This window comes from Gemmatimonas sp. UBA7669, from assembly GCF_002483225.1.
Lineage (GTDB): Bacteria > Gemmatimonadota > Gemmatimonadetes > Gemmatimonadales > Gemmatimonadaceae > Gemmatimonas.
In genome coordinates this window covers 1-19,392 of record NZ_DLHL01000003.1, presented here as the reverse complement: position 1 = coordinate 19,392, position 19,392 = coordinate 1, and the positions used below count along the sequence as shown (strand labels likewise).

Sequence of the window (19,392 nt, the reverse complement as noted above, 5' to 3'; positions counted from 1 at the left end):
CTGCCGTGGGCCGTGGGACGTGGGCTGTGAGTGTGAGTGGTGCAGCGGCTGCATCACGCCATCCGAAAGTGATGGATCACGAGATCTCGCCCCCGAACCACTCTCACCCAGAACCCATCACGCTCGGCTCATGGCTGTGGATGGCGCCTCGGGTTCTGGTCGAGGTCGAGGTCAGGCTCGCAGTGACTTCTTGAGCAGTACGATTTGCCCCGCATGATACACGTTGTGCTGGACGACGCCGGAGAGCATGACGGCGTACGGTACGCCGCTACCGAGCGGCGCATTGTGTGAGCCGCTGCCGACGCGCTCGGTCAGTTGCTCGGCAGGAAACGTGGTGAGCGCCTGCTCGAGCGCGTCGCCCGTCGATGTGACGAGCGCTCTGAGCGAGTCCCATTGCGCGCGAGAGCGCGGACCGACCGCGGGCCAATCACCACGCGCCGGCTCGTCGGGTTCGGCGCCGCCGAGTCGGCGATGGACTTCCTCCATCCATGCCACCGCGTGCAGGGCCAGTTGTGCAATGGAGTGTGCCCCCGACGCGGGCCGCGCGAAGGCTTCCGACACCGTCACATCGGCGAGTGCTTCACAGAGGGCCGGTCCGTGCCAGGCCGGCCCGTGCAGCGAGCGACGCAGCTCGCCGCGCAGGAATCGCATGGGGTCGAAGGTCATGCAGAATACTATCGCGTAAGCCCCACCACCCTGGCCAGCGAATCCGTGCGCTGCAGGATGCGGTCACCGCCCACCGTGTCACCACGCACGAGGCGTCCGAAGCCCACGAGCTGGCCCGTGAAGACGTAGGCTGCGGGAATGGATACCGAGGGCGTGTCCACCCACTGGGACTGGCGCAGGAGCGCCGAGGGCGCTTCGTAGCGCTGCCAGAGCGAGTCGCTCACGGCGAGATCAATGTGTCCGCCTTCGAAGGGCAGGAAGCGCGCATCGCCCGACGCCGGCGCATTCACCAGTCGCTGTGTGAGTCCGTGCGTGACGACATACGGCCCCAATCCAAGCGACTCCGCGTAGCCACCGACCGAGAAGTGAATGGGCTGACGCGGGAAGCGGTCCTTGATGAGTTGCAGCACCATGAGCTGATCGCGTGTGAGCACACCGGCGGGAATGTCCGCCGTGAGTCCGGCATGCTGGAAACGCACGGGCTGCGGCAGTTCGAGGTAGGGCGGAATGCCGGCGGCGTTTGGAACCAGGGGCGCCGCGAACCAGTCCATGTTGAGATAGGGCGTGATGACAATGGTCACGTCGGGCCGCACACCCTCCACCAACTGTGCATACCAGACGGGGAAGGAATCGTTGTCCCCGCTGGTGATGAGCAGGCCGTTGGGTTGGACCGACTCGAGCAGGTCGCGGCCCCAGCGCGCGGTGAACTCCTGACCACGGCGCGGCGCGGCGTTGGCATTGAGCAGCACGGGCAGCAGTGCCACACTCATGACAAAGGCGCTGCGTGGCCAGGTGATGTGGCGTGCCACGCGCTGCCAGAGCGCACCCAACCCCATGCCCACCCACACGCCCCAGGTGGCGAAGCTCCAGAGGTAGAAGTAGTCGCGGTCGCGCACTTCACGTGGCACGCTGTTGCCCAACTCGGGCGCCTGCGTGGCGCCGTACCTGAAGTTGAGGTACACAATGAGCGCTGGTGTGAGTGTGAAGACCAGCGGACCAAAGAATGCAAACGAGCTGCGGTCGCGTTGCCAGTGCATGAAGCCGCCGCCGAGGCCGAGCAGCAACAGGACAATGGCCAGCGCCTGCTGCAGCTGTGGCAGCCGGCCGGCCGCGTCGCGCATGGTCTGCCACTCGAAGTACTGCCACCACATGCCGAACTGCGCGCTGAGTGGCGCCTGGCGATCGGCCACGCGATGACCGCCATACTGCTCACGCGAGACATTGGCGCGCACCTTGTCGAACGTGTCCCGACTGAAGGTGCAGGCGAGTTGCGGTGGTCCGTCGCAGGCCGTGGGCGCGCCCACGTTGATGGCCGGACGATAGGCGGCGCGAATGGGCTGATACAGGAAGGGGGTGAGTCCCACCGCCAGCATGAGCCCTGACGCAGCAAGTGTGCGCCAGGCCAGCAACGTGCGTGGACGCTGCCAGAGCACGAGCACACCCAATGCCGGAAGCGGCAGAAAACCCGCGGGGTGATTGGCATAGCCCAGTCCGCAGAGATACACGATGAGCACCAGCAGACTGGCGGCGCGACGTGAACCGGGTTGGGCGTCAAGCCACTGCATGGCGGCCCACGCTGATGCGGCGAGACCCAGCATGGCCACGGTGTACACCTTTTCGTTCACGACACTCTGGTTCCACACCGTGAAGCAGGTGGCACCAATCCAGGCGCAGGCCACGCTGATGACGAGACGTGGCATGCGCGGCAGGTGCCATCCACGCAGCGCGCGAAAGGCCACCAGAAACCAGAGTGCCGCACTGAGCGCACTGGTGGTGGCCGCGAGCAGGTTCACGCGGCCGGCAAACGAGAGCGGCACCGGCAGCAGCGCAAAGGTGTGCGCCAGCAGCACGAACAGCGGATTGCCTGGCGGATGCGGAATGCCCAGCACCTTGGCGGCGGCGATGTATTCACTGGCATCCCACATGGCGGTGGTGGGCGCGAGTGTCGCCACATAGAGCGCCAGCACCGCCAGCCACACTCCGCCCGCCACGCGCCAGGGCGGCGCTTCGCCATCGGGATGTGCTGGCGTGCCGTCGCGGGCCAGCAGGATCAGGGCCAGCGGTATGCCCACGACGTAGCCCAGCGTGATGAGCGCTGCGGCCAGCGAGGTGCCGCCATGCCAGAGGAGGGAGTAGCCGAGCAGCAGGCACAGTGCCGAGGTAGCCGACACGGTCATCGCGGCCCTGAGGCCAGCGACGCGAGGTTGAGTGATCATGTGTGGGGAAAGACGGGGGGCGCGGCGCGACTGCGCCGGCCACAACGCGGGAGCTTACAATGCCCGCAAGGGCACGGGCGCGAGCTCGATGTCGTTGACCACAAAGGCCACCTCTCGCGCTTCGCGCGGCACGAGTGCCCGTGTGCGCCATTCGGTGGCCGACACGCGCGCCAGACGAGCTGGCGCGGCCAGGTCGCGCGGACGCGCCGCTTCACGACGCACGGACACACTCTGCACGCCGCGGCCGTGCACCACGTACTCCACCACATAGAGCGTGTCGAGGAACTTGCCGCGCAGCACCAGCGCGAGGGAGTCGGGTCCACGCACGGGCACGGTGCTGTCACCCAGCACGATGGCCGAGGGCTGCACCCGCGCCGCGAGCGCGGCCTCGTTGCCCGAACGCACGCTTACCATGAGCGTGAGCATGGCTGTGAGCAGCACACTGCCAATGCCCGAAAGCGCGCCGCGCCGGCGCCAGCGACTCCGGCCCGCCGCACTGAGCGGCAGTGCCACCCGACGCGGAACGGGCAGGGCACCCACCTGCTGCATGATGCGCGCGCGGGAATCGGCGCGGGACGTGGCCGGCGCGCGCAGGGCCTCGATCATCCAGCCCGGCAGCGGCTCGCGGTCGGCATCGAAGGACGACATGGACGGCTTCATGAGAACAGCTGCTCCGACAGCAGGGTTCGCAGCCGGGCACAGGCCCGCTGCACGCGCATCTTGAGGGCCGACACCCCCACACCGGTGAGGGCGGCCATCTCCTCGTAGCTCATCTCTTCGCCGAAGCGCAGCACCACGGCCTCGCGCTGCTCCGGCCCCAGCTGGGCCAGCGCATGACGCAGCTCGGCTGCCCGCTCGCGCTGCTCCACATCGGGCGGCGCGCTCAGCCGATCTGCCAAGACTCCGGCGTCCGCTGCGGGTCGTTCGTGGTCGAACGGTACGTAGCGCGCTTCGCGGCTGGCCCGGGTGCGGCACTGGTTGACCACAATGCGCGTGAGCCAGGCGCCAAACTTGTCCCGTTCCTGGTAGCTGCCCAGATGGCGATAGGCGCGGACGAAGCTGTCCTGCACCACGTCCTCGGCGTCGTCCGGGTTGCCCAGCAGGTTGGTGGCCACACGCAGGCAGGCCGCATGGTACCGGTCCACCAGGGCAGCGAATGCCTCGGTGTGTCCGGCCAAGACCTGGCGAACGAGTGCGGCGTCAGTGGGGGTCACGTCCAGAGGGGGCACATCCAGCTAACTCGGGCTGTGGCGGGATCGTCACAAGGTACTTCGAACGGGCGCTCCGGTTCCCAGAGGCCAGCAGACGGGGGCGGATGGTCGTATGCTCAAGGTCTCCCGGTCCGAGGGGCCGGGCTCATCCCTCCCGAGGTTTCTGCATGACGTCCGATCTGTCCCGCCTGGGCCGCCGCGCCCTGCTCGCCGTGGCTGGCGCCACCCTGGCCGCCCCGGCCCTCATTTCGCCCGTGGCCCTGGAGGCCCAGCCCACGCGGGGTGCCGCGGCCCGTCCGGCCGCACCGCGCCCGCACATAGCCACGCCCATTCCCTCCAACGAAGACCCGCGCATTCACGATCTCGTGGCGGCGGTGTCGGCCGATCGCATCAAGGCCGACATCACCACGCTGGTGAACTTCGGCACGCGGCACACGCTGTCGGACACGCTGTCGAACACGCGCGGCATCGGTGCTGCGCGGCGGTGGATCTTCGCCGAGTTCCAGAAGATCTCCAAGGAATGCGGGGGCTGCATCGAGGTGCGCTACATCAGCGACATCTGGAAGGGCACGCCCACCGGTCGCATCAAGGAAGACGTGAACGTGGTGAACGTGGTGGCGATTCTGCGCGGCAAGACGGAGCCCAATCGCTACATCGTGCACACGGGCGACATCGATTCGCGCGTGACCGATGTGATGAACGCCAAGGACGACTCGCCGGGCGCCAACGACAATGCCAGCGGCATTGCGGCCATTCTCGAGGCGGCGCGCGTGATGAGCAAGTATCCGCCCAATGCCTCGGTGGCCTTCGTGGCGCTGTCGGCCGAGGAGCAGGGCCTGTTTGGTGGCGACATCGTGGCGCGGGTGGCCAAGGAAGAAGGCTGGCGCATCGACGCGGTGATCAACAACGACATGGTGGGCAACTCGCGCGGCATTGACGGTGTGCACGAGAACACCAAGGCGCGCGTGTTTGCGCCGGGTCTGCCGGCCAACACGCCGGCGGCGGAGCTGCGGCGCATTCTCACCAACGGCGGTGAGCTGGATACACCGTCGCGTCAGCTCGCGCGCTACATCGATCTGGTGGCCGACCGCTACTTCCCGAATCTCGACGTGGACATCATCTACCGTCTCGACCGCTATGGTCGCGGCGGGCATCACACGCCGTTCTTCAATCAAGGCGCGGCGGCGGTGCGCCTCATGGAAGCGCACGAGGACTACAACAAGCAGCACCAGGACCTGCGCACACAGAACGGCATCAAGTACGGCGACGTGCTCGAGGGTGTGGACTTCGACTACGCGGCCAAGATGACGGCGCTGGATGCGGCGGTGCTGCAGTCGCTGGCCTGGGCGCCGGCCGCGCCCGACTCGGCCACCATCACTGGTGCCGTGCGTCCGTCGGCCACGCTGCGCTGGAAGGCCTCGCCGAGCCCCGATGTGATCGGGTATCGCGTGTACTGGCGCAAGCACAGCGATGTGAACTGGACCCGCTCACGCTTCGTGGGCAACGTGAATCAGTTCACGCTCGAGAACGTGATTATCGACAACTATTTCTTCGGTGTGGCGGCCGTGGGCCGCAACGGGCAGGAAAGTCTGGTGGCGTTTCCGCGGTAATGCGGACTCGGGGATTCAGCGCGCGCCCAAGGCCCGCTGAATCCCCGCTTCCACCAGCGGGCTCATGACACGATAGCCGGCCAGGTTGGGATGTACGCCATCCTCGGCGTACTGCCGGGGCAAGCCCTGTCGCTCGTCGGCGAGCGGCGTATGCAGGTCGACGAACACCTCGTTGTGCTGCGCGGCGTACTCGGCCAGCCAGCGATTGAGCGCCACAATGCGCGGCGCGGGCTCGAGACCGGGATGCCAGGGGTAGTCGTACACCGGCAGCACGGCGCAGAGCACCACCCGAATACCATGTGCGCGCGCCGAGTCGGCCATGGCGGCAATGTTCTGCTGAATGACGTCGTTGCCGACCGGCCCTTCGTTGCCGGCAATGTCATTGGTGCCGGCGAGAATCACCACAACGCGCGGCGCCAGCGCAATCACGTCGTCGGCAAAGCGTGCACGCATCTGCCGCGTGGTCTCGCCACTGATGCCGCGGCCCACGTAGGGCTTGTCGGGAAACAGCGCGGCAAAGTGCTGGGCCCAGGCCTCGGTGATGGAGTTGCCCATGAACACCACGCGCTGTTCACCAGCTTTGGGTGCACCCAGACGGGCATTGGCCTCGGCGTAGCGCATGCGGTTGACGGAATCCAGGCGGCGGGCACTCTGCGCCCGCAGTTCGGTGTGCATAACCGGCGACATGCTGGTCAACAGAAAGAGCGCCAGCATCATCGCGGCGCGTGGAACACGGCATGCCATCGTCAGGGCGGTCGAGAAGAAGCACGGACCACAATGGTCTGTGCCAACGTGGTTCATGTCACGTCGGCCCGTTTCGAATGTACCGCGATGGCCCGACATTCGCGCGGCGTGCGGGCCCTCTGCTCGCTAGATTCGCGTCTCATGTCCGGACCACTGCCACACAACGGGGCCATTCCCGCCAGCGCAACAAACCGTCGTACGTTCCTGCGACAGGCCGCCTTGGCCGGCACGGGCTGCGTCGCGCATGTCTGGCTGAATGCGGCCTGTGCACCGCGGCGTCAGCGTCAGGCCTGGACGGCACCGGTCAATCCGGTGGTGAGCACGACGCCGTTCGCCAGACTGGAAGCCGTGGGACCCGATGCCTGGGCGGTGATCTCGACACCCACCGGTGGTGATCGCACCACCTTTGCCAACGGCGGCATCGTGGCGGGGCGCTCCGGCGTGGTGGTCTTCGAGGGCTTCTATCGCGACGCCGGTGCGCGCTGGCTGGCAGAGGAAGCGCGGCGACTCACCGGCCGCTGGCCCACGCATGTGGTGCTGTCACACTATCACGTGGACCACGCGTCGGGTTTGCCGGGGTACGCACAGGATGCCGGGCTGCCGCGTGTGCACTGCACAGACATCACTCGCCGTCTGGCTCTTGGCGGAACGCCCGTGGCGCCGGCGCGCAGTGCGGCGCTCGAGCGCGCGTTTGCCGATGTCGTGGTGACAAGCAGCCGCGAGGTCAGCACCATCGACCTTGGCAATCGTGTGCTGCAACTCATGCCGTTTGCGGGACACACGGCCAGCGATCTCACGCTGCACGACGAGGACGCGGGACTCGTCTGGTCGGGTGACCTCGTGTGGTATCGCATGTTCCCCAACTACGTGGACGCGGATCCGCGTGCGCTTGCCGCCAGTGTGCAGCAGCTCGCCACGCGCCTGAGCCATGCGCGCGCCGTGCTGGTGCCGGGTCACGGTGGACTGGTGCGCGCATCAGCCATGACGGAGTACCGTGCGCTGCTCGATCATGTCGAAGCGGTGGCGCGTGCTGGGCATGCGGCGGGTACACCGGCGCAGGCTGCGGCGGCGTCGTTTGCCGTGCCGCCGGCGCTGGGTGAGTGGATGGCCAGCCGCGTGAGTGTGGAGCGCGCCATGCAGGCCTGGTACCGCGTGCTGGGCACGCCGTAATGTCATTCCCGATGCCGCCGTCGCGTCGCGTATTGGTGGTGGGCGCCACGGGCAGCATTGGCCGCGCCGTCGCGCAAGAGGCGCTGCGCGCGGGGCACGAGGTCGTGTGCTTCGTGCGTCCGGGTACCTCGCGCGATGTGCTTCGTGCGCAAGCCGAGTTGCGATTTGGTCAGGTCACTGACGCACAGAGTGTGGCGCGGGACGGGTTTCGTGGTGAGCGCTTTGATGCGGTGATCAGCTGCCTCGCGTCACGCCGCGGCGGACCGGCCGACGCGTGGGCGGTGGAGCACGACGCCAATCTGCATGTGCTGCGCGCGGCGGAGGCGGCGGGTGTATCCATGTTCGTGCTGCTCTCGGCCATCTGTGTGCAAAAGCCGCGACTGGCGTTTCAGCACGCCAAGTTGGCGTTCGAACAGGCACTCATGCGTTCGGGCCTGACCTGGTCCATCGTGCGTCCCACGGCCTACTTCAAGAGTCTGTCGGGACAGGTGGCGCGGGTGCAGCAGGGCAAGCCGTTTCTGCTGGTGGGCGATGGCACGCTCACGGCCTGCACGCCCATCAGTGATGACGATGTGGCGGCGTTTCTGGTGGAGTGTCTCGACAATCCGTCGCGCGCCAATCAGGTGCTGCCGGTGGGTGGACCGGGTCCCGCGCTCACGCCACGCGCGCAGGGTGAGATGCTGTTTCGGTTGCTTGGTCAGCCGCCGCGCTTTCGGCGCGTGTCGCCGCGCGTATTCGATGTGATCGTGGGCGTACTGGGGGCGCTGGCGCGGGTGCTGCCGCCACTTCGTGATACGGCGGAGTTCGCGCGCATTGGCCGCTACTACGCCACCGAGTCCATGCTGGTGTGGGATGCGAAGACGGGGCGCTACGACGCCGAGGCCACGCCGCAGTACGGCAAGGACACGCTGGAGGCCCACTACCAGCGCATGCTGCGTGGAGAGGTGGGCGACGAACGCGGCGCCCACGCGGTGTTGTAAGGCCGATCCGTGGGCTAAGCTGACGGGATGTTTCGCCCGTTCATGCTGTGGGTCGCCAGGCGCGCGTTGGTTACTGATCGCATGCAATATTGAACGACCGAGGGAATTGAACGATTCGTGAACACTCTGCGGCCAAATCGTTCAATCATCTCCGTGTTTCGACGCACTGCCGAAACTCCAAACTCTTTCAAGGCAATGGTTTGTCCGAAATTGGACGATTGGCAAGCTGTCTGCAGATGGAGGGACCGCACGACCCTTAGCCGGTCCGGACCCTTTCTTTCCAGGAGCAACCGATGTCTTCTCGTGGTGGATGCAGGAGCAGGCAGCAGATCCTCGCTCTGACCCTTGGGTCATCCTCAATCCTAGTTCCGATGGCAGTGGCTCCCGCACAGACGGGTGCACCGGGACATAGGCCATCAGTACCGCACGTTCTCGCGACCTTTGGGAACACCGACTCGCTGGATGGGTTCGCGGTCGCTCCGAACGCACGCCTCTACCTCGCGCGAACTCGAGACGGTGTACAGATCGTACACGCAGGCAGCGGCCGCAGAGTCTCGCTTGCCCCAGCAACCAGCGACTACTTCACGTGGTCGTCACTCAGCAATCGCGTTGTTTGGACCCACGGCTGGTCCAGCAATCAGCTCCACGTTTGGACCGCCCCCGTTGATCCGCACAGCGGTGCGCTCCAATCCGCTCCACAGCGGGTCTCGCTTGAGCCAGCTATCGGAGCACCGGCGGTGTCCCGAACAGGTGCGTGGCTGGCGTACTTGCGCAGCCGCCGCAACATCACTGGAGACACGTCCGAGTTGGTGGTGATGCCCGCGCGGGGCGGACCTGAGAGGGTTCTTGCCCGGTTCCAATCGCTCGAGGCAATGGAATGGGGGCGTGATGATGGTAGCCTGTACGTGCAGAACGGAATTGGAACTGTCCAGCAGATACGGATCGACAGCAAACAACAGCGCACCATTCGGATTCGACCCGAACTCTCATTTGCCAACATGACGTCCGACCGAACGCGACTCTTGCTGGTTCCGCGGCGTGGTGTCGTGCGAGAGGGAGACGTTGGTGTTGTGTGTGACACACTTGGCCGCGAGATCGGCACGTTTCCCCTGCCGGTGGGCTCGCCTATGCGCTATGAGGGCGTCCTAGGCGACTCAGCTATCGTCTGGTATGACAGGAGCGAACGCTCGGCGTTGCGGCTGCTGACTCTCGCTGACGGTTCTTCGCGCACTCTCGGAGAAGTGGGAGACAACGTGTTCGCGCCCCAGTGGTCTCCCGATGGAAGACACATTGCGTTTCTGACCCGCGATGGATCGAGTATCCGGGTGGGAACCGTACGCACCGACGGCACACAGTACAGACTGTATACGCAAGTAGATGCCGAAGGTAGCCTACTCGCGATTGCGTGGTCCCCCAATGGAAAGCAGCTGGTCGCACGAAGTGCGGATCGTCGCTCTCTCTTCCTTGTCGATGTGTCCAGCGGCACCGCTCGCGAGGTCTTTCGACATGAACGTCCTTTTGGCATGTGGAGGTGGGCCAGCGACGGACAATCCATCCTTCTCGTCGAGCGCGCAGCTCCGGATCAACCTGGTAGTATTCGGAAAGTCATGCTCAACGGAGCGAGTCACGCTTCTGGGATTGTTCCCTCGTTCTCTGGCAAGGGAATTCAGCTGATGAAGTGGGCATCAGACACATCAATTCTCCTCGACGGACAAGGTCGGGTCTCGCTCCTCAACACTGCCAGCGGCTCGCAAAAGGTTTTGCATGTGGTCGACTCTGCCTTCTCCGTATGGGGGTGGGCCACGACACACGATGGCAGTCGGGTGGCAACGGCCGCGCGAGGCGAGTCGCAGAATGGCAAACTGTACGTGTCCTCCGGCACTGGTGGCAGCACCAGAGAAATCTCGCTGCCATTCTGGCTCCTTGGCTCCAACCTGCCGGCGTTTTCGAAGGACGGCCGGAACGTGTACACAATAGGGCGGAAGTTTGCGGATCCGCTCGGCGCCCATCTATATCAGGTTCCTCTCGATGGGTCCGCTTCACGGAGGTTGGCATCATTGGGCGGTTCTTCGGGGTCATTCTCTCTTTCCCCTGATGACCGTCAACTCGTGTACTCGACGGCGATTGGTCGATCCGGCAAGTTCATCGTGGTACCTCTCCCACAGTCAGGAATGGATCGCTCGAGTCCAGCACGTCGATGAGCCATACTGTTCGCCGCATACTGCTTGTGGATGATGATGCAGCGATCCGTGCCTCGCTCGGCGAGGCACTTCGCGGCATGGCGTACGATGTCCTGGCTGTCGCCTCCGGCGCCGAAGCGCTGGGGGCGATGGCACGCTTCGCGCCTTCAGTTGTGTTGAGCGACATTCGCATGGGAGAGATCTCCGGTCTTGAGCTGCTGACTGCGCTCAACGAACGAGTTCCTCATACTCCTGTCATTCTGATGACGGCATTCGATGACATGCCAACGGTCGTCGAAGCCATGAAACTGGGTGCTGCCGAGTTTCTGGTAAAACCGCTGGATCTCGACGAGCTTCAGGATACTGTCGACAGAGTGTGCGCCGATCTCGACGCGCAGACCGCGGAATCGTATGGAGCGAAACTGGCTTCCGAGGGTGAGCTTGTCGGCAAGACGCCATCAATGATTGCGATCTTCAAACTGGTTGGACAAGCCGCGCGCTCCAAGGACACCGTGCTGATCCGTGGTGAGAGTGGGACGGGTAAAGAACTTGTCGCGCGGGCGATTCATGGGCATTCCCACGTCTCCGGTGGGCCCTTCGTTCCGGTCAACTGTGCCGCCCTCCCTGCCAATCTGCTCGAATCAGAGCTCTTCGGCCATGTTCGTGGAGCATTCACCGGCGCTGTTCGAGATCGGCGAGGCCGCTTCGCACAAGCTCAGGGTGGCACAATCTTCCTCGACGAAATCGGGGACACAAACGTCGATTTCCAGAGCAAACTGCTGCGTGTCCTTCAGGATCGTGAATTTCAGGCAGTTGGCTCGGATATCACCGAGCGGACCAATGCGCGCGTGGTCGCCGCTACCCATCGGCCGCTCGAGGAAATGATCGTCGATCGGACTTTCCGTGAGGACCTCTACTACCGACTGCGCGTTGTCGAAATACTGCTGCCGCCACTTCGTGAACGGCAAGGCGATATCCTGGTGCTCGCAACCCATATTCTGCAGCGTTTTGCCAGCGCCAACGGGACTGCCGTTGCCAAGCTGTCTTCCGACGCGGAGCGGATGCTGAAGACACATTCCTGGCCCGGAAATGTGCGTGAGCTCGAGCATTGTCTGTTGCGTGCATTGCTGGTCGCTCAAGGAGGCGTCATTCGGGCGCCGCACTTGGATCTTCGCACTCGTACCTCTTCCACCCCGGCTCGGATTCCGACGTTGGAGGAGCTGGAGCGCCAACATGTCACACGCGTTCTGGAGATAGTGGACGGCCACAAGGGTCGCGCTGCCGCGATGCTCGGAGTATCGAGACCCCGTCTTGCGCGTCTCATCGAGAAGTTTCGACTGGACACCTAGTCATGGCAAAAGCCAATGGAACGGTTGGTGCCCGTCGACCGCTTGCCTCGCGCTTTGTGCTGGCCGGTGTTTTCGGAAGCATGCTCCCGCTGGTCTTGGTTGGCCTGTGGCTCACGCGGAGCACGCATCGTGCGGGCCGTGAACTGCTTCGCACCCAGTTGGTCGAGAGTTCGCTCAACCTGACTCGACTTGTTGATCAGCTCGCCTATGACAGGCAGGGTGAGCTTGGTTGGCTGCTCACAAACGACGCGATAGTGCGCATACTGGCAGAGGACGACCAGGCAGAAGATCGACGGTACCTGTCAGACCTCTTGGATCGGCTCAGTGGCACCATTGACTCCGTTGTGCTTCGATCGGCAAGTGGCGACGTAAAGCTTGCACGCAGGCCGAGCAGCGCTACCACGCAAGGCAGCACCGAGAGCATCCCGCGCTGGTGCGCTGCATTTGATGTCACAAGTCGGAGGGAGAGCATTGGATGGTTGGAGGCTTGCGTCAGGCTCCACGGCCTCATTCCGATAGATGCGGCGAAGCCATTTCCTCCGGGCGCGTCACTTTCGCTGGAGGATTCAAGCGGCTCCTCAATATGGCAGCAACACTTGGGTGCCATGCCCGGCGATCGTGAGGGATCCGTTGCCGATCCGGAATTCACTTGGCCGGCTTCAGCGAGCCTTGAAGTGATTCGTCACCAAATCCCGGGATTCCCGCTGCGCCTGGAAGTGCGGGCGCCGATCGACCCCTTCACGAGACCATTCGCGCGGTCCGCTTCCACTGGGATACTGCTGCTGGTCGTCGTTTCTGGTGTTACCATCTGGGTGCTGATGGTTGCCGCGCGCAGAATCACCTCTTCATTGGAAAGTCTTGCTGAGGCTGCTGCCGCCGTTGCCGGTGGTGAACTGGATCGGGAAGTGCATGTGTCCACCAACGACGAAGTTGGCGATTTGGCGAAAGCGTTCAATACCATGACCTCCAGCCTCCGGCAGACGTTGGATGAGCTGTCACGCCAGCGCTCGCTTGCCGCTGTTGGAGAATTCGCCGCTTCGCTCTCGCATGAGGTACGGAACAATCTCACTGCGTTGAAGATCGACGCCCAGCATGCGACGCGTTTGCTCCCCGAGGATCACGGCGCACGACAGCCAGTTGGGCGACTCGCTGATTCCATCCGGCGCTTGGATGAGGCCGTGTCATCGGCGCTTCGACTTGCCAGAGGAAGCAAGACGGAAGAGGCGGAATTCTCGCTGGCGCAAGTCCTGGAGGACGTCAACAGCACGATCGTTCCGTACGTTGAGACGCTCGGTATGCACCTGATTGTCCGTCCGTTCCCCACTAACGTGCTCCTGCGTGGGGATAGAGCCGCTCTCGTGCAATTATTGGTGAATCTGCTTCGCAACGCGGCTGAAGCCTCAATGGCGGGTGGCACCGTGCTCATGGATGCCGAGACAAAGGAAAACATCCTTTCCATATCAATCTCGGATCACGGGGCAGGCATCCCTGATCCATCGCAGATGTTTCGCCTGGGCGTCAGCACGAAATCCGGAGGAACTGGCTTGGGGCTTTCCATCGCGCGCCGTATTGCAGAAGCACACGGAGGTACGCTGAGTCTCCACCCTCGCGCTTCTGGCGGAACCGTCGTTCGACTGGGATTACCTTTGAATCGCTGATTACAGAGTGGTGCGTGGCAGGAGCCCGTCCCCTGGGCTAAGCTCACGGGATGTTCCGCCCGTTCATGCTGTGGGTCGCCAGGCGCGCGCTGCGCTGGTACTACCGGGAGGTGCGCTGGGAAGGACGTGAGCGCATCCCGGCCACCGGGCCGGTGCTGCTGATCGGGAATCACCCGAACGACCTGCCCGACGTGCTGGCGGGGTACTTCACCACGCCGCGACCGGTGCGCTACCTGGCCACGGTGTCGGTGTGGAGCGACTGGACGGCCCGCAAAACCTACGAGGCGCTGGACGTGATTCCCGTGGTGCGCGTGCGGGACGCGCGGCGGCTTCGGGACTCGGGGCTGGACCTGGCCCAGATCAACGCGGCGGCTGCCCAGGCTGTGGCCAGGGCCTTCGACGCCGGGCAGGTGGTGGGGGCGTTTCCCGAGGGCGGCGTGCACACTGGCCCTGCGCTGGGTCGTTTGCGTACAGGTGTTGCAAAAATGCTGCTGGACTATGCTGATGGTGGCGCAACACGAGACGTGAGTGTTGTGCCGTTTGGTCTGCACTACAGCGACCCGGCCACACCGGGCAGTGACCTGCTGGTGCGCATTGGGGCGCCATTCTCCCTGCGCAGGTGGCTCGATGCACAGCACGCGGATGAGATCAGCCCGGGTCGGCTCACCGACCGGCTGCGGGAGGCCCTGCTGTCCGTAGCGCCCGACAGCGCGGGCAGTGCCGAGTTTCCCCGGCCTCGGCCCGCGCTGGTGAGCCTGGTGCTGCAAACCCCGTTCGCCGTCGTCGGTTGGGTCATCAACGGGCCCGTGTGGGCCATGGTGCTGGGGCTCGCCCGGCGCATCAGCCGCGACCAGGCGGAGCGTGCGGCCCGGGCCATGGTGCCGGGGCTCTTTGTGGTGGCGGCATGGTACGCGGCGCTGACCATCGCACTGTTGTTCACGCTGCCCTGGCCACACGGCGCCGTCACGGCGGCGCTGTTGCTGACCTGGGGTTTGCGCACGGGCGACGTAGCACTCGCCTGGTGGCGCGCGCTGCGCGGCTGGGGTCACGAACGCGGGGACCGTGACCTGCGCGCGTCGCGTGACCTGCGCCGCGAGGCCGAGCCGAGTACACTACCGGGTTCACCTCCGGCAGACTCGTGACGCAGGCATGACGTACGCATGACGCTGATTTCGATGGGCAACGTGGGCGTGGAGTTTGGCGCCACGGAAATTTTCCGCGACATCTCCTTCACGGTGGCCCCCGGCGATCGCTGGGCCATCGTAGGGCGCAATGGCACGGGCAAGACCACACTCATGCGTCTGCTCACGGGCGAGCTGCAGCCCACCAAGGGGTCCGTCGCGCGCATGCCCGGCCTGCGCGTGGCGCTCATGGATCAGCACCGCCGCTTCCCGGACGATCAGTCGCTCTGGGACATCGTGGCCGATGCCTTCGGTGAGCTGCGCAAGCTCGAGCAGTCACTGGCGCAGCAGGCGGCGAGCCTCGAGCACGATCACAGCGAAGCGGCCATGGAGAAGTACGGCCGCGATCTCGAGCGCTTCGAACGCGACGGTGGCTACGAAATGGCGTCACGCGTGGACAGTGTGCTCATGGGGGTGGGGTTCGATCCGGCCATGGCCAAGGTCACGCGCATCGGTACGCTGAGCGGTGGAGAGCGCGGACGCGTGGCGCTGGCGCGTCAGTTGGCCACACCGGCCGAGCTGCTGGTCCTCGACGAACCCACCAACCATCTCGATCTCGAAACGACGGCCTGGCTGGAGCAGTATCTCGCCACCACCGATCGCACGGTGCTGTGCATCAGTCACGATCGTGCGTTTCTGAACGCCATGGCCAATCACGTGCTGCACTTCGAGGGCGGGACGGCCTTTGCGTACACGGGCGGCTATGCGTCGTTCGTGCAGCAGCGCGAGGAGCGCCGTCTGACGCAGCAGCGCCAGTTCGAGAAGCAGCAGAAGGTCATCGCGGCCGAGTCGGACTACATCGCGCGCAACATTGCGGGCCAGAATACGGCGCAGGCCAAGGGGCGGCGCAAGCGACTCGAGCGCATGCCGCGCCTCTCAGCGCCCATTGGCGAGGAAGGCGTGATGGCGCTGCGTCTCAACGCCGGCACTCGCAGCGGCGACCGCGTGGTGGAAGCACGGCACGTGACGGTGGGCGTGCCCACACCCGAAGGACCGCGCACCCTGGTGCGCGACGTGAATGTGGTGCTTGAGCGCGGCGAGATGATTGCGCTGGTGGGTCCCAATGGTGCAGGCAAGAGTACGCTGATCAAAACGCTGCTGGGTGAACACGCGCCGCTTTCGGGCGACGTGAAAATCGGCCCCAGCACCTCGGTGGCGTACTACCGTCAGGACTTGGCGCATCTGCCGCTGGACAGCACCATCTACGAGGCCATCGCCACGCAGCGTCCGCTCTGGGAACGTCGTCTCGTGCAGGGGCATCTGGGCCGCTTCGGTTTCAGCGGCGACGAGGTGCAACGCACCGTGGGCACGCTCTCGGGTGGTGAACGCGCGCGCGTGGCCATGGCGCTGCTGACACTCAGCACCAACAATCTGCTCATTCTCGACGAGCCCACCAATCATCTCGATGTCGAGAGCATTGAGGTGCTCGAAGACGCCGTCAGCGAGTTCGACGGCAGTGTGCTGATCGTGAGTCACGACCGCGCCGTGCTGCGCGGATTGGCGACGCAGGTGTGGGAACTGCGCGATCAGCAGTTGCAGGTGTTCAACGGCTCGTTCGTGGAGTGGGAAGAGATGCGTGCCGAGCGCGCGAAGCGCGAGGAACAGCAGGCGCGCGCGGAGGCCCAGAAGGACGCCGAGCTGGCCGCGCGTCAGCGCGAACGCGAGAAGGAACGTGAGCGACAGTCGCACAAGGCGGCCACCTCAGGCGATACCAGAAAGTTGCTGCGGGCCGCCGAGAAGACCTTGGCCGATGCGGAGCTGCGTGTCACCACACTCGAGCAGCGGGTGACCGAGTTGGAAGGCCAGCTCGACGACCCGTCGCTGTACGACACTCCCGCCGGTGTGCAGAAGGCCACGGCCCTCGGGAAGCAGCTCGACAGTGCGCGCGATGAACTGGAGCAGGCCATGCATGACTGGACAGCGGCGGAGGAGTACGTGGCCCTGCTCAAGAAGGCCTGACCGCCTCCCCACGCACGCGTGGCCGTTGGCGGTTTGTAACAGGGACCGTATGCAACTTCTGTCCGGCCTCCAGCGTACTAGCCCGCATATGCCGATCGCTCTTGCCCCCCGAGTGTCTGCCGCGGCGCTGATGGTCGCGGCGCTGTGCATCAGCTCCAGTCGTGTGGTTGCACAAGGCGCGGATACCGTGCCCACGCGTACCCCGTTGCTGCGGTTCCTGGCCGAGGCCAGTGAGCGCAACCGTTTGCCGGACTCGCTGATTTCCTACCGCAGCAAGGTGGAGACGGAAATCGCCATCCTGCTCAAGCGCGAAGAGGGTACGGAGGTGGTGGCCGCCATCGAGCAGGTGGCCAGTGACCTGTCCTGGAATCGCGCCGGCCACTACGAGCAGCGTGTCGGCGGGTACCGGGCTCAGCAGGTTGGCGCCAACGTGTCCATGCTGACCCTGTTTCAGACGGGGTGGCTGAACCCGGTGCTCTACGGCAATCGGCTGCGCATTCGCAGCAATACCGGTGGACGGAATGGTCGCGGGCCCTCAACCGTCGGCAGCGCCGAGGCGGGCAACCCTCGGCGCAACAACGCGGCCGACACGCTGCCGGCCGTGCATCCGTTGGCCACGGACCGCGAGCGCTACTACACGTACACTGGTGGCGACACCATTGTGACCATGCGCGCCGGCGACCGCAGCATTCCCATTGTGCATGTGCGCGTGCAGCCGCGGCCTGACGTGCCCAACAAGGTCGTGCTGTTTGACGGTGAGATGGATCTGGATGCGACGCGTGGCACACTGGTGCGACTGCGCGGGCACTTCGTGCAGGCGGGCGCGCGGCGCGGACTGCTGTCGCGCAACCTGGCCGATGCCATCGCGTTCGTGGAGTACGAGAACGGCGAGCGGCAGGGCGCCTACTGGCTGCCTGCCCGACAGCGCATCGAACTGCAGGCCATGCTCCCCGTGCTCGGCGATGGCAAGGCCGTCGTTCGCATTGCCTCGCGATTCTACGACATGCAGGTGAATGACACGGTGCTGGACGCGGTCACGCTGGCCAAGGCCGACTCGCTGCGCGCTGTGGCGCGTCGTCGTCTGGTTTACGCGCCCTCCGATTCGCTCTCGCGTTTCTCGCAGTGGACCTTCGGTCTCGGGTCCATCACGCAGGACATGCATGCCGATGATTTCAATGACATCGGTCCGGATCGCTGGCGTCCAACCGGTCCGCCACGCTTCGACATGGCGGCCACGCGGCCGGCCGACGTGATTCACTACAATCGCGTCGAGGGCTTCTACACCGGTCTCGGCGGCCGTGTCGCATTGCGTGATGCGGCGCCGGGTGTGGTGCTGCGTGCGAACGCCGGATATGCGTGGTCGGAGCAGACGGTGCGTGGCCGCGCGAGTGTGGAACGCACCCGTGGACCGTGGACACTCGAGCTGCGCGGTGGACGCAGTCTGGACATCACGAACGACTTTCGTGTGCCGCTCGACTCCGGCAACTCGATTGGTGCCTTGTTTGCGTCACTCGACCCCTACGACTACGTATCGCGCAGCAGCGCCACGGTGGCGGCGGTGCGACGCATCGGCAACCGCCGCTTCCTGCTTCGCACAGAGGTGGGCGTCGGTGACGATCGCTACAGTGCCGCGCGCGAAACACGAAGCCCCTTTGGTGGCGAAGCGTTCCGCCCCAATCGCGGGGTGGACGAAGGTGGCTACCTGCGTTCGGCGGCATTGCTGGAGTGGCGACCCGACAATAGCGCCGAGTTCATTCGGCCGGGTCTGAGTGGTCGGCTGTCGTATGAACGCGGTGACGGGACCCTGGCCTGGCAGCGCGCGGAAGCGCGTCTCACGGGACGCCGCACTGCCGGACCGTTCGTGTTCCTGGCGCGTGGCGATGTGGGCATTGTCACGGGATCGCGCATTCCGTCGCAGCAGCTCTTCGAGCTCGGCAAGTATCAGAATCTCCCGGCGTACGAGGACAAGGAGTTTGCCGGTTCTCGCGCGGCGGCTGTGCGTGCGTCGGTGCAGTACATCACGCCCTTCCTGCGTCAGCCCATTCGTGTGGGGCGCAATCTCTGGCTGCCGGCAGTGGCACCGGGCCTGAGTGTGGGTGTGCAGAGTGGCTGGGCCGATGCGCCAACGGCCGCGGCACGATCGTCGATCGACCGCCTGGCCGTGGTGGACCCGAATGCGCTGGTGTCCTGGGCGCCGGTCTCGCGGCCCACCGATGGCGTGCGCGCCAGTGTGACGGCGGGGCTGCGGTTCTTCGGCAACGCGCTGTTTGTGGGTGGGACGCGGCCGGTGGATCAGGCGGCGCCGTGGAAGTTCTTGTTGGGGGTGGGGCAGGTCTGGTAGGCGAGAGGATTGGGGGTTGGATCAACAGAAGGTGTGAGGATGGGAGGATCTGGGGATCAGAGAGGCGGGCGTCGGGGGCTCGTCCTCAAGCTGAGCCCCCGACGCCCGCCTCTCCAATCCTTGTATC

General features: G+C 65.1%; 13 protein-coding genes. 8 read left to right on the top strand and 5 right to left on the bottom strand.

Annotated features, from left to right (window positions below):
- Positions 1 to 171: 171 nt before the first annotated feature.
- Genes B2747_RS00820 through B2747_RS00805 form a run of 4 tightly spaced genes read right to left on the bottom strand, consistent with a single transcriptional unit; the run spans position 172 to position 4,096 of the window.
- Entirely contained in the window at positions 172 to 666 is a 495-nt protein-coding gene (locus tag B2747_RS00820) for a DinB family protein (RefSeq protein WP_291155548.1), read from the bottom strand.
- Positions 667 to 674: 8 nt separating this feature from the next.
- A complete protein-coding gene (locus B2747_RS00815; protein ID WP_291155545.1) occupies positions 675 to 2,882 on the bottom strand; it encodes a DUF2723 domain-containing protein in 2,208 nt (735 codons plus the stop codon).
- A gap of 54 nt (positions 2,883 to 2,936) precedes the next feature.
- Positions 2,937 to 3,542: a hypothetical protein gene (locus B2747_RS00810; RefSeq protein WP_291155542.1), complete on the bottom strand. Its 606-nt coding sequence runs from the start codon at positions 3,540 to 3,542 to the stop codon at positions 2,937 to 2,939.
- The gene (locus tag B2747_RS00805; protein ID WP_291155539.1) at positions 3,539 to 4,096 is read right to left on the bottom strand and encodes an RNA polymerase sigma factor; all 558 of its coding nucleotides are present in this window, start codon (positions 4,094 to 4,096) and stop codon (positions 3,539 to 3,541) included. The genes B2747_RS00810 and B2747_RS00805 overlap by 4 nt, the downstream gene beginning before the upstream one ends.
- Positions 4,097 to 4,260: 164 nt before the next feature.
- Between B2747_RS00805 and B2747_RS00800 the strand changes: the two genes are divergently transcribed.
- Positions 4,261 to 5,703: a M28 family peptidase gene (locus B2747_RS00800; protein WP_291155536.1), complete on the top strand. Its 1,443-nt coding sequence runs from the start codon at positions 4,261 to 4,263 to the stop codon at positions 5,701 to 5,703.
- A gap of 15 nt (positions 5,704 to 5,718) precedes the next feature.
- Here B2747_RS00800 and B2747_RS00795 read toward each other — a convergent pair whose 3' ends face one another.
- Entirely contained in the window at positions 5,719 to 6,447 is a 729-nt protein-coding gene (locus tag B2747_RS00795; RefSeq protein ID WP_291155533.1) for an SGNH/GDSL hydrolase family protein, read from the bottom strand.
- Between the two features lie 141 nt (positions 6,448 to 6,588).
- Here B2747_RS00795 and B2747_RS00790 point away from each other — a divergent pair, with 141 nt between their 5' ends.
- The 7 genes from B2747_RS00790 (at position 6,589) to B2747_RS00760 (ending at position 19,265) form a co-directional block, all read left to right on the top strand.
- Positions 6,589 to 7,617 (top strand): MBL fold metallo-hydrolase, encoded by a 1,029-nt coding sequence (locus tag B2747_RS00790; protein ID WP_291155531.1) that lies wholly within the window; start codon positions 6,589 to 6,591, stop codon positions 7,615 to 7,617.
- Complete coding sequence (locus tag B2747_RS00785; protein WP_291155528.1) at positions 7,617 to 8,597, top strand: NAD(P)H-binding protein; 981 nt, start codon at positions 7,617 to 7,619, stop codon at positions 8,595 to 8,597. Before B2747_RS00790 ends, B2747_RS00785 begins: the two co-directional genes overlap by 1 nt.
- A gap of 2,197 nt (positions 8,598 to 10,794) precedes the next feature.
- Complete coding sequence (locus B2747_RS00780) at positions 10,795 to 12,126, top strand: sigma-54-dependent transcriptional regulator (RefSeq protein ID WP_291155525.1); 1,332 nt, start codon at positions 10,795 to 10,797, stop codon at positions 12,124 to 12,126.
- Between the two features lie 2 nt (positions 12,127 to 12,128).
- Positions 12,129 to 13,784: a sensor histidine kinase gene (locus tag B2747_RS00775; RefSeq protein WP_291155523.1), complete on the top strand. Its 1,656-nt coding sequence runs from the start codon at positions 12,129 to 12,131 to the stop codon at positions 13,782 to 13,784.
- Positions 13,785 to 13,834: 50 nt separating this feature from the next.
- On the top strand, positions 13,835 to 14,926 hold the full coding sequence (locus B2747_RS00770) for a 1-acyl-sn-glycerol-3-phosphate acyltransferase (protein WP_291155520.1): 1,092 nt from the start codon (positions 13,835 to 13,837) through the stop codon (positions 14,924 to 14,926).
- An 18-nt stretch (positions 14,927 to 14,944) separates the two neighbouring features.
- Entirely contained in the window at positions 14,945 to 16,924 is a 1,980-nt protein-coding gene (locus tag B2747_RS00765; RefSeq protein WP_291155517.1) for an ABC-F family ATP-binding cassette domain-containing protein, read from the top strand.
- Between the two features lie 187 nt (positions 16,925 to 17,111).
- Complete coding sequence (locus B2747_RS00760; protein ID WP_291155514.1) at positions 17,112 to 19,265, top strand: hypothetical protein; 2,154 nt, start codon at positions 17,112 to 17,114, stop codon at positions 19,263 to 19,265.
- Positions 19,266 to 19,392 lie beyond the last annotated feature (127 nt).